The following is a 10,839-nucleotide window of genomic DNA, read 5'->3' as shown; positions in this document are numbered from 1 at the left end:
GCGGTCGGCGCGCTTCGAGAGGCCGTTCGGTTCCGGGCCGGGCTCCGGTCGCGGGCGCGGGCCACGAGGCCGTCCGAGCTACCGCCGGTGAGCCCCAAGACGACGTCGCGGCCGGTGGCGACCCAGCGGGAGGGCGTCGACTCGCCGCGGACGACGTCGACGGCGGCGCCGACGGCGTCCCCGAGCGCGTGCGACCCGATGCGGGCGGCGACGGTCGGACGGACCCCGTAGTTTTTCACGAGCCGGTACGCGAGGCCGCGGTACTTCCAGCCCCACTCCCGGGCGCTCCGGCCGCCGTCGGCCGCCGCCGGCGCCGGACGGGCTTTCGTGACCGTCACGTCCGCCCGCCACGCCACCTCCCTGTCGACGCGCGCGAGCCTGTGGGCGGCGTCGCGGGCTCCGCCCTCACGGAGGTACTCGTCGAAGCCGTCGAGGTCCCGGAGCGCTTCCCGCCGGAACGCGACGTTCCCCCCTTCGAAGTACGTCACGTCGCGTCCCGCTATCCGGCCACGCTCGGGGCCGACGTCGGCGGCTTCGGTATCGGAGGGGTCGTCGGTCTCGATATCGTCGGTTCCGATATCGTCGGGCGCAGCGTCGCCGGTCGCGGGGTCCTCACCGACGTCGTCAACGGCCAGCTCGACCGGTCCGGTGACGACGTCGGCGTCGGCGAGCCCGGCTTTCACCCCCTCGAACCACGACGCGCCGATCCGGTTGTCGTAGTCGACGAGCGCGACCGCGTCCCCGGAGGCGACCTCGATCCCCGCGTTGCGGGCGACGTTGACGGTTCTGTCGGAGATCTCGACCAGCACGTCGACGTCGTCGCGGTCGCGCACCATCCCGGTGGTGCCGTCGGCGGAGGGGCCGTTGGCGACGACCACCTCGGCGTCGGGGGCGTGGCTCGCCAACGCGTCCAGGCAGGCGGCCAGCCTGTCCCGGCCGTTGAGGGTCGGAACGACCACCGAGAGGTCCATACACGCCGCTATCGGTGCCAGGGATTAATAAATGACTCCGTGCGGCGACGCGACCGTCGGGGGGTCGGACGGAGCGTCTGCCGCTCAGACGGTCAGGTAGTAGACCTGCTTGCGGGCGTCCTTGAAGCTGTAGCGGGAGTCCACCAGCCCCTCCTCTTCGAGCCGATTCAGGGCGTACCTGACGGTCCGGTCGGGGAGCAGCGACTCCTCGGCGAGGCCGCCCTGCGAGAGCGGCGCGTCGCCTTCCAGTACTTTCGCGACCAGCTTGGCGCTGGGTGGCAACTCGCGCAGGCGGTCGCGATACTCGCTCTCAGAGAGGCGTTCCTGGTCGGCGGTCTCCGCTGGACTGGTACTCATATAGCGTGTTCACACTCGGACTACTGGTAAAGGTTGGCTACATATAGGGGAATCCAATTGGGACAATATAATGTCTTAATATCTCTCTCCGTGGCACGGAGAGACACGCGCGTCGCCAACACGGTGGTCGTCGTCGCGGCGACGGCAGGTCGGCCCCTCGATCGTCCGCCTCCAGTTCGGCTGAGCGTCCGCATCCAGTACGGTTTTGTCGGTCGGGCGTACAGTACGCACATCGTGAAGGGACAGGACTGGTATCAGGCCGACGAGGTCGCCGAGGCGTACGAGGACGTGCGGTTCTCGGGCGGCGGAAAACTCATCGACCGGCGCGAGAAAGAGGCGGTACTCTCGGCGATCGGCCCCATCGACGACGGCCAGCGTGTGCTCGAGGTCGCCTGCGGTACCGGCCGGTTCACGACGATGCTCGCGAGCCGTGGCGCGGACATCGTCGGGATCGACATCTCCAGGGAAATGCTCGAACAGGGGCGCGCGAAGGCCGCCGATGTCGACCTCGACGACTCGGTCGAGTTCGTCCGCGGCGACGCCTCGCGGCTCCCGTTTCCGGACGGCCACTTCGACTCGGTCGTCGCGATGCGCTTTTTCCACCTGATGGACGACCCGGTGCCGTTCGTGCGGGAGCTGTGTCGGGTCAGCGCCGACCAGGTGTTCTTCGACACCTTCAACAGCCGCAGCCTGCGGACGCTGTACACGTGGCTGCTTCCCATGGGGTCCCGGCTCTACTCCGAGCGACAGGTCGCCGCCATGCTCGCCGAGGCCGGGATGACGCTCGCCGGCGAGGAGCACGACTTCGTGTTGCCGTACGGGTTCTACCGCGAGCTTCCCGGTCCGGTCGCGAAGCCGTTCCGCGCTCTCGACCGTCTCGTCGGGGCGACGGTCCCCGGCGATTACGTGGCGTCGGTCTCGTACTGGGACGCTCGCGTTCCCGACGCCGAGACGGAGACGGACGGCAGCGCCTGATCAGACGTCCTCGTCGACGACCTCGCCGACCGCGAAGTTCGACTTCACTTCGGTCACCTCGATTTTCACCCGCTCACCGACCTCCGTGTCGGGGACGATGATCACGTACCCCCGCTCGACGCGGGCGATACCGTCGCCCTGCTTCCCGAGGTCTTCGATCTCGACGTACCGCATCTCGCCGGGCTCGACGGGGGGCTGCGGGCCGTCGTCGACGCGCGAGGTCGAGACGTCCCCGTCGTCCGTCGCCGCGACCCCGTCGGATTCGGACCGGGCGATGAGCGCCACGCGGTACGTCTCGCCCGGCTCCAGCGAGCCGGTCTCCACCTCGCGTCGCGGAACCTCCACGACGTACTCGCCGTCCTCCTCGCGAACGTCGGTGCTGAACAGACAGAGGAGCTTCTCTGAGATCTCCATAGTAGACTCCAGCGAAACGTGGAGACGAACCAGTATAGTTGTACCGCCGACACGGGCTCAGATCCCCCGTCGCAGCCCCGGATGTCCGAATTTTGGTTGACAAATAAACATATGTACTTCGACACCGATCCTCGACGTATGAACTCCTCGGGAACCACCGTTCGTCGTCGTATCTCCGTCGTCCTCGCTGTCGTTGCCCTCCTCTCGCCGCTCGCGACGGGACTCGCGACGGCCCAGTCGATCCAGGGCGCCTCCGGCGCGATCGTCGTCGACGAGGGGGAGACGGTCGACGGCATCGACGCCGCGGCCGGGACGATCGTCGTCCGCGGAACCGTCGCCGGCGACATCTCCGGCGCGGCCGGGTCGATCCAGATCGCCGAATCGGGTCGGGTCGATGGGGACGTCCAGGTCGCCGCCGGGACCGTCTTCGTCGACGGCGCGATCGGCGGGAACGCCGAGGTCGGTGCCGGCGCCTTCGAACTGACGGAGACGGGGCGAATCGACGGCTCGCTCGACGTCGGTGCGGGCTCGGTCCGCGTCGACGGCGCGGTCGGCGGGGACGTCCGCGCGGCCGCCGACTCGGTCGTTCTCGGACCGAACGCGGACGTCGGCGGCGAGTTCCGGTACGACGCCGACTCGTTCACCGAGAGCCCGGACGCGACCGTCGCCGGCGGCGTGGTGGAGGACACCAGCCTCAGCGGCGAGACGGGGGTCGCGTTCGGCAGCGACCTCGTGCCCTCGTGGATCGGGTCCGCGTACGGCGTCGCCGTCAACCTCGCGCTGGGCGGCGTCCTCCTGCTCGCGTTCCCTCGGTTCTCGCGCGGCGTCGCCGAGCGCGTCGGCGAGGGACCCGTCGTCAGCGGCGGTGTCGGACTCCTCGCGCTGATCGCGACGCCGATACTCCTCGTCCTCGTGGCGATCACGATCGTCGGAATCCCGCTCGCGCTCGTCGGGATCGCGGCTTACGTCGTCGCGCTCTGGGTCGGCTCCGTGTACGGTCGGTACGCCCTCGGGTCGTGGGTCCTCGACCGGCTCGACAGGCCGAACCGGTGGGCCGCGCTCCTGATCGGCGTCGTGGGCGTCGCCGCGATCGGACTGATCCCGTGGATCGGCGGGCTCGTCGACCTGCTGGTCCTGCTGCTCGGGGTCGGCGCGCTCGCCCTCGGACTCCGAGACCGGTACCAGGGGCGAGACGACGTGAGCCCCTCCGAGGGCGACGCGGTCGAGATCGGCTGACTGCGGCTCTACCGCGTCTCTGATATTCACTGACCGTTTCTCTGTTCACTGACCGTTCCAATCACTTCCCTCCCACCGATTCCCCACTGTCGGTCTCCGCCGCTCCCGCTGTCGATCCCCGTCGCTGTCGATCCCCGCCGCTCCCGCTTCCGGCAACCGCCGCCACGGGACCAAGGGCTTTCTCGCGGCCCTCCGAACGACGCGTATGACCGGCCTGGAGTTTCCTGACGCCGCCGTCTCGCCGCCGATCGTGACGCCGTTCGACGCCGACGGCGACGTCGACGCCGACGCGCTCGCGAGCCACGTCGCGGCGCTCGTCGACGCCGGCCTCGACGGGGTGGTCCCCTGCGGGACGACCGGCGAGTTCGCCAGCCTCACCGACGCGGAGTACCGGACCGTCGTCGAGACGGTCGTCGACGCGGCCGACGGGCGCGTTCCCGTGATCGCGGGCGCGGCGGACACGACCGTCCCCGACACGCGCGAGCGGCTCGCGTTCGCCGAGGAGGTCGGCGCCGACGCGGGGCTCGTCACGCTCCCGTACTACCACACCTCGACCGCCCCGGACGGCCAGTGGGCGTTCCTGGAGGCCGTCGCCGACGACGCCCCCCTCCCGATATTCCTCTACGACATCCCGACGACCGTCGGCGAGTCAATCGATCCCGGTGTCATCGCCGACGCGGCCGAACACGAGTCGATCGTCGGGCTGAAGCACACGGACGACGACCTCAACGCGCTCGACACGACCCTCCGGGTCACCCCCGACTCCTTCACCGTCTTCCAGGGTATCGACGCCCACCTCTATCCGAGTTTCAGCCTCGGCATCGACGGCGGGGTCAACGCGCTCTCACAGGCACTCCCCGAGGTGTTCCTCGCGCTCGCCGAGGCGATCCGCGCGGGCGACGACGACCGCGCGCTGACGCTTCACCGACGGGGGATCGCGCCGCTTTTCGCCCGGTGTGCCGACCACGGCTTCGCGTCCGCGACGAAGGTCGCCGCCGCCCATCGCGGGTTCATCCCCGACCCGGCCGTTCGGCCGCCGCTCACGGTTCCCGACGAGGACGCGCGCGAGGCGATCGTCGCCGACGTCGACGCGGCGCTCGACGCCGTGTGAGGCTATCTCCGGCCGATTCCGGATCGGGTCGAGTCGGTTCAACGACCACCGTCGACCGGCGTGCCGTCCGCGTTCTTCGCCCCCTCCGAGTCGAAGACGACGACGTCGCCGTCGGCGCGCTCGGCCGCGGTCGGATCGTACCCCTCTCTGACGCCGATCGCCTCCTCCAGCTCGCGGACCGCCCGCTCTTTCAGCGCCGCCGCCAGCGCCTCGGCGTCCTCCCGGTCGATGTCACGGCCGACGCCCTCGCACTCGTGGACCCGGACGATCCCCTCCGTTTCGACCGCCTCGCCCATCGGCTGGCTCGTCCCGTCGAGCGCGACGCTGAACGGGTACGTCTGACAGATGAGCGGTCGCGCGTCGTGGACCGTACACGCCCCCTGTCCGTCGGTCTCCGCGTAGAAGACGCAGTCGCCGCAGTCGTCGGTCGCGAGCGCCCACTCGAACGTCTCGCCGACCGGTTCGCCGTCCTCGCCCTTGTCGAGCCCGAACGGCATCGGTCGGGCCACGTCGCGCCAGTCGTACGCCTCGCCGAACCGCTCCTCGGCGGCCTCGGCGACCGCGCGCACCTCGTCCGGGAAGACGGTCGCCGTGTGGGGCTCGCGGTCACCGTTCCCGCTCGCCGCTCCCGCGTCGTGGCAGTCGTCGTCGACGTCGTGACTCCCGTCGCCGGCGTCGTGGCGGTTGCGGTCGGCGTCTCCGTCGCCGTCCGCTCCGGCCGGGGCGCCGCCCGGTTCGTCGGGGGCGTACCCCGTACAGCAGCCGCCACAGCGGGTACACTCGAAGCCGACGGACTCGATCGCGTCGGCGAGGTCGCCGACGTCGAGTTCGCGGGCTCGCGCGAGTTCGGCTTCGAGCGATTCCATGGTCCCCGGTTCGGCGTCCCCGGGTAAAACGTCGTCCGTTCCCGTCCTCGCCCGGTCGGTGCGGCACCCGATCGACCCGTCGGGCCCACAGAGGAGCCACAGGTATTAGCGCGTCCGGCACCGAGAGGGACCGTGACCAGATCGCGAACCTACCGCTGTCTGTCCTGTCTCGATCACACCGTCACCCGGACGTTCGACACCGCTCACCTCTCCGTGACCTGTCCGAACTGCGGCTCCTTCGAGCGGTTCGTCAACGGGACGGTATTCGAGCAGTTCGAGCAGTTCGAGGCGTCTCCGCCGGCCGAACTCGACTGGGATCGGCTCGGCCGGACGGAGAAGCTGCTCGTCGCCGAGCGGATCGCCCGCACGACGAAGACCGTCGAGGACTTCGACATCGTGGCGGACGACGGCGAGCCGACCGTGGGGTGACCGTCGTGAGGCGGTGGAGTGAATCGCTCCGTCAGCGCGCGTACAACTTCCCGCCGACGAGCGTCGCGATCCCGGCGTCGTCGCTCGGCGTGACCGCGACGTACGGACGGTCGACCGGTCCGAAGACGTCCACGACGCGGCCGACGGTGTCGAGGGATTCGTCGACGACAGTCGCCCCGATCTGGGGTGGTTCCTCGCCGGGGTCGGCGCGGGCGATCGCGAGCCCGCCGGCCGTGCGGACGACGGTACCGACGCGCCGCATCGTCACTCCCGAATGACGCCGATGTAGGCGGCGATCGCCTGCACGAGATCGTTTTTCGCCGTGTCCTCGGTGCCCCGCACGACGACCGCCCCCCCGTGGCTCGAACTCGCGGGAATACGTCGCGTCGCGTTCGATCGCCGCGTCGTAGCCGACCTGCTGGACCGCCTTCGCGATCTCGTCGACGGTCGGTTCTTCGACCGCGAGGTCCATCGGGACGCGCCGTCCCTCTGAGCGCGACAGCGCGGCGTCGAAGTAGGCGGGGTAGACGACGTTCTCGACCATACCGGCACAGCGGCGCCGGGGTAAGGCCGTTTCGGACCGGCTTGCGCCCCCGACCGCCGTCGCCGTGGCGTGCCGATCGCACCGCCCGTCGACTGCGGACGCGGTCTGCCGACCCTGGACGGTTCTAGGGCCGGAACCCACCCCGGAACCCTTTTGGAGGAACACGGGACACGTTGCTGTAATGAGCGATCTCGAAGCGGAGTACCGTCTCGACTACTTCGAGGAAGAGGGGTTCGAGCGCAAGGAGTGTCCCTCCTGTGGCGCGCACTTCTGGACCCGCGACCACGAGCGAGAGCTCTGTGGCGAGCCGCCGTGTGAGGACTACAGCTTCATCGACGACCCGGGGTTTCCGGAGCCGCACTCGCTCTCGGAGATGCGGGAGGCGTTCCTCTCCTTCTTCGAGGAGCGCGGCCACGAGCGGATCGACCCGTACCCGGTCGCGGCGAACCGCTGGCGCGACGACGTGCTCCTGACGCAGGCGTCGATATACGACTTCCAGCCGCTCGTCACCTCCGGGCAGACGCCGCCGCCGGCGAACCCGCTCGCCATCTCACAGCCCTGCATCCGGATGCAGGACATCGACAACGTGGGAAAGACGGGCCGACACACGATGGCGTTCGAGATGATGGCCCACCACGCGTTCAACACGCGCGAGGAGGTCGACGAGGGCGAGTACGCCTACCACGGCGAGGTGTACTGGAAAGACGAGACCGTCGAGTACTGCGACGAGCTGTTCGAGAGCCTCGGGGCGGATCTGGAGGAGATCACCTACATCGAGGACCCCTGGGTCGGCGGCGGCAACGCCGGCCCCGCGATCGAGGTCATCTACAAGGGCGCGGAGCTGGCGACGCTCGTCTTCATGTGCATGGAGCGGGACCCCGACGGCGAGTACGAGATGAAAGACGGGAACACGTACTCGTTCATGGACACGTACATCGTCGACACCGGGTACGGGTTAGAGCGGTGGACGTGGATGAGCCAGGGGACTGCGACCGTCTACGAGGCCGTCTACCCGGACGCGATCGACTTCCTGAAGCAGAACGCCGGCATCGAGCACACCGAGGAAGAGCAGGCGATCGTCCACCGCGCCGCGAAGCTCGCCGGCCGGCTCGACATCGACGACGTCGACGACGTGGAGGACGCCCGCGGCGAGATCGCCGACCGGCTCGACGTCGAGGTCGACCGCCTGCGCGAACTCGTTGAACCGCTGGAGGCGATCTACGCGATCGCCGACCACTCCCGGACGCTCGCGTACATGTTCGGCGACGGGATCGTTCCCTCGAACGTGGGCACCGGCTACCTCGCGCGGATGGTGCTCCGGCGGACGAAGCGGCTCGTCGACGAGGTCGGCGTCGACGCCCCGCTCGACGAGCTGGTCGACATGCAGGCCGAGCGGCTCGGCTACGAGAACCGCGACACGCTCCGCGAGATCGTCCGCACCGAGGAGCGGAAGTACCGCAAGACGCTGGAACGCGGCTCCCGCAAGGTCGAGGCCCTCGCCGACGAGTACGCCGGCACCGACGAGCCGATCCCGACCGAGGAGCTGCTCGAACTGTACGACTCCCACGGGATCCAGCCCGACATGGTCGCGGAGATCGCCGCGGACCGGGGGGCGACCGTCGACGTCCCGGACGACTTCTACGCGCTCGTCGCCGACCGCCACGAGGAGGGAGACGGCGACGACGCGGCCGACGAGCGCGACGAGCGGCTCGCCGACCTCCCGGAGACCGAGAAGCTGTTCTACGACGACCAGGGACGCACGGAGTTCGAGGCGGTCGTCCTCGACGTCTTCGAGGCCGACGAGGGGTACGACGTCGTGTTGGACCAGACCATGTTCTACCCCGAGGGCGGGGGACAGCCGGCGGACAGGGGACAGCTCACGGTCGGCGAGACCACGGTCGACGTGGGCGACGTCCAGGAGGTCGACGGCGTCGTCCTCCACCGCGCCGACGCCGACCCCGGAAAGGGCGAGTTCGTCCGCGGGCAGGTCGACGGCGAGCGGCGCGAGCGACTGCGGGTCCACCACACCGCCACGCACCTGATCGGCCACGCCGCCCGCGAGGTGCTCGGCGAGCACGTCCGGCAGGCGGGCGCCCAGAAGGGGCTCGACTCCTCGCGGCTCGACGTGCGCCACTACGAGCGGATCACCCGCGAGCAGGTCAAAGCGATCGAGCGCGTCGCCAACGAGCTGGTCCGGAACGACGTCTCGGTCCGCCAGGAGTGGCCCGACCGCAACGAGGCCGAGGCGGAGCACGGCTTCGACCTCTATCAGGGCGGCGTCCCGCCGGGGACGAACGTCCGGCTCATCCACGTCGGCGACGCGACGTGCAGGCGTGCGCCGGCACCCACGTGAACCGGACCGGCGAGATCGGCGCCGTGAAGGTGCTGAAGACGGAGCCGGTCCAGGACGGCGTCGAGCGGATCGTCTTCGCCGCGGGCGCCGCCGCGATCGAGGCGACACAGCGCACGGAGGACGCGCTCTCGGACGCCGCCGAGGTGCTCGACGTGGACCCGCTCGACGTGCCGGAGACGGCCGAGCGGTTCTTCGAGGAGTGGAAGGCGCGCGGCAAGGAGATCGAGTCGCTCAAAGAGGAGCTCGCGGCCGCCCGCGCCGCCGGCGGCGCCGACGCGAGGAGATCGACGTCGGCGGGACGACGGCGGTGATCCAGCGGCTCGACGCCGACGCGACGAGCTGCGCGCGACCGCGAACGCCCACGTCGAGGACGGGAAGGTGGCGGTCGTCGGCAGCGGTGCCGGCGGCTCCGCGAGCTTCGTCGTCGGCGTCCCCGACGGGATCGATCTCAACGCCGGGCAGGTCGTCGCCGAGCTCGCCATCGCGTCGGCGGCGGCGGCGGCGGCCCGCCGGACTTCGCGCAGGGTGGCGGCCCCGATGTCGACGCCCTCGACGACGCGCTGGCGGCGGCGCCCGACGTGTTGCGCAGCGTCCAGGAGGCCTGAACCCGTCGCCAGCCATGCCGCGCGCGGACAACGCCGGCGTCTCGATCCGGTACGAGGTCGACGCGGCCGACGCCGGCGACCCGGACGAGGCGGTCGTGTTCTGCGGCGACGTCGGGCTCGGGGCGTGGCAGTTCGGCTGGCAGCACGCGGCGCTCGCGGGCCCGCACACGGTGATCACCCCGGAGACCCGCGGCGTCGGGTGCTCCGACGCCCCGCCGGGACCCTACACCGTCGCGGAGTTGGCCCGCGACGTCGACGCCGTCTGCGCCGCGGAGGGGATCCGTCGGGCCCACCTCGTCGGCTACGGGCTCGGCGGCATGGTGGCGCTCGCGTACGGGCTCGCCGCCTCGCGGCCGGCGAGCCTCACCGTCGTCGGGACGCCGCCGTCCGGGGACGCGTACAACCCCGAGGGCGTGTGGGCCGACCCCGCGGAGCCGGCCGCAGTGGAGGGGTCGCTGACCGGGTTGCTCTCGGAGTCGTTCCGCGAGCGACACCCCGACGCCCTCGAGCGGATCGTCGAGTGGCGGCTGGGCGAGGACGCCGACCGCGAGACGTTCGCCGCCCACCGGGCGGCCGTCGCGGCGTTCGACGTCGCGGATCGGCTCCACGAGCTGACGACGCCGACGCTCGTCGTCCACGGCGACGCCGACGCGGCCTGTCCGCGGTCGGCCGGCGAGACGCTGGCCGAGGGGCTCCCGCGCGGCGAGTTCCACCCGATCGACGGGGCGAAACACCTCGTTGGCGTCGAGGCGTCGGCCGCCGTCAACGACCTGCTCGCCGGGTGCTCGCCGAGCACGCCGCCGGGTCAGCCCTCGAGTGAGGCGGCGTCGCGGGGGCTCCGAGGTCCCGGCAGCGCACCGCGCCGCCGCAACCGTTTTTGCCCCCGTCGGGTCTTGTCCTACTGTGACCCGACTTCGGTTCGCCCTGCTGGACGCCTCTCACGGCAGCGATCACACCCGGCGTAACTTCCGCCGGGAG

At 70.6% G+C, this 10,839-nt stretch carries 9 protein-coding genes and 3 pseudogenes; 6 read left to right on the top strand and 6 right to left on the bottom strand.

The genetic code is table 11. The features are described 5' to 3' along the window. On the bottom strand, positions 1 to 971 hold a 971-nt coding region (locus tag GJ633_RS10135), incomplete at its 3' end, for a glycosyltransferase family 2 protein (RefSeq protein WP_394351148.1). A gap of 84 nt (positions 972 to 1,055) precedes the next feature. Further along, the gene (locus GJ633_RS10130; RefSeq protein ID WP_156588733.1) at positions 1,056 to 1,328 is read right to left on the bottom strand and encodes a helix-turn-helix domain-containing protein; all 273 of its coding nucleotides are present in this window, start codon (positions 1,326 to 1,328) and stop codon (positions 1,056 to 1,058) included. A gap of 234 nt (positions 1,329 to 1,562) precedes the next feature. Between GJ633_RS10130 and GJ633_RS10125 the strand changes: the two genes are divergently transcribed. Next, on the top strand, positions 1,563 to 2,303 hold the full coding sequence (locus tag GJ633_RS10125; RefSeq protein WP_321169012.1) for a methyltransferase domain-containing protein: 741 nt from the start codon (positions 1,563 to 1,565) through the stop codon (positions 2,301 to 2,303). On the opposite strand, the gene GJ633_RS10120 is transcribed toward GJ633_RS10125, so the two are convergent. After that, positions 2,304 to 2,717: a TRAM domain-containing protein gene (locus GJ633_RS10120; RefSeq protein ID WP_156588732.1), complete on the bottom strand. Its 414-nt coding sequence runs from the start codon at positions 2,715 to 2,717 to the stop codon at positions 2,304 to 2,306. Positions 2,718 to 2,855: 138 nt separating this feature from the next. Between GJ633_RS10120 and GJ633_RS10115 the strand changes: the two genes are divergently transcribed. Continuing rightward, complete coding sequence (locus GJ633_RS10115) at positions 2,856 to 3,953, top strand: polymer-forming cytoskeletal protein (RefSeq protein WP_156588731.1); 1,098 nt, start codon at positions 2,856 to 2,858, stop codon at positions 3,951 to 3,953. A gap of 205 nt (positions 3,954 to 4,158) precedes the next feature. After that, positions 4,159 to 5,064: a dihydrodipicolinate synthase family protein gene (locus GJ633_RS10110; protein WP_156588730.1), complete on the top strand. Its 906-nt coding sequence runs from the start codon at positions 4,159 to 4,161 to the stop codon at positions 5,062 to 5,064. A gap of 38 nt (positions 5,065 to 5,102) precedes the next feature. Here GJ633_RS10110 and GJ633_RS10105 read toward each other — a convergent pair whose 3' ends face one another. Continuing rightward, entirely contained in the window at positions 5,103 to 5,930 is an 828-nt protein-coding gene (locus GJ633_RS10105) for a YkgJ family cysteine cluster protein (protein WP_156588729.1), read from the bottom strand. Between the two features lie 132 nt (positions 5,931 to 6,062). On the opposite strand from GJ633_RS10105, the gene GJ633_RS10100 reads away from it, so the two are divergent. After that, positions 6,063 to 6,359 (top strand): hypothetical protein, encoded by a 297-nt coding sequence (locus GJ633_RS10100; protein ID WP_321169011.1) that lies wholly within the window; start codon positions 6,063 to 6,065, stop codon positions 6,357 to 6,359. 31 nt (positions 6,360 to 6,390) lie between these two features. Here the strand turns inward: GJ633_RS10100 and GJ633_RS10095 are convergent, their stop codons facing one another. Beyond that, positions 6,391 to 6,621, bottom strand: a complete 231-nt coding sequence (locus tag GJ633_RS10095) for an H/ACA ribonucleoprotein complex subunit GAR1 (protein WP_156588728.1) — start codon at positions 6,619 to 6,621, stop codon at positions 6,391 to 6,393. Positions 6,622 to 6,623: 2 nt separating this feature from the next. Beyond that, positions 6,624 to 6,903 (bottom strand): annotated as a pseudogene (gene srp19, locus GJ633_RS10090) (signal recognition particle subunit SRP19). Positions 6,904 to 7,084: 181 nt separating this feature from the next. Between srp19 and alaS the strand changes: the two are divergent. After that, positions 7,085 to 9,861: pseudogene (gene alaS, locus GJ633_RS10085) on the top strand (alanine--tRNA ligase). Positions 9,862 to 9,875: 14 nt separating this feature from the next. Beyond that, positions 9,876 to 10,681: pseudogene (locus tag GJ633_RS10080) on the top strand (alpha/beta fold hydrolase). The last annotated feature ends 158 nt before the right edge of the window (positions 10,682 to 10,839 follow it).

Origin of the sequence: Halorubrum sp. CBA1125 (assembly GCF_009742825.1) — an archaeon.
In the GTDB taxonomy this organism is placed as follows: domain Archaea; phylum Halobacteriota; class Halobacteria; order Halobacteriales; family Haloferacaceae; genus Halorubrum.
Note: the sequence above shows the minus strand (reverse complement) of the source record. Positions and strands in the feature narration are given on the sequence as shown.